Below are 320 nucleotides of genomic sequence, written 5' to 3'. Positions count from 1 at the left end.
GGCGTCGCCAGCTTCGGCGGCCGCGCCGCCTTCTTCGGCAAGGTCTCGAACGACACGCTCGGCGAAATCTACGCCCACGACATGCATGCGCAGGGTGTCGCCTTCGACACCAGGCCGCTCAACGGCGAACCGCCGACGGCGCGCTCGATGATCTTCGTCACGCCGGACGGCGAGCGCTCGATGAACACCTACCTCGGCGCCTGCGTCGAGCTCGGACCGGAGGACGTCGAGGCAGACAAGGCTTCGGGCGCCGCCGTCACCTATTTCGAGGGCTATCTGTGGGACCCGCCGCGCGCCAAGGAAGCGTTCCGGCAGACGGC

At 68.8% G+C, this 320-nt stretch carries 1 protein-coding gene; it reads left to right on the top strand.

The window, feature by feature from the left end; genetic code table 11:
- Positions 1-320: PfkB family carbohydrate kinase (locus tag AC0L2M_RS34670; RefSeq protein WP_473537281.1), on the top strand; the 320-nt coding region annotated here is incomplete at both ends.

The organism is Mesorhizobium sp. WSM4806 (assembly GCF_055811635.1).
Note: the sequence above shows the minus strand (reverse complement) of the source record. Positions and strands in the feature narration are given on the sequence as shown.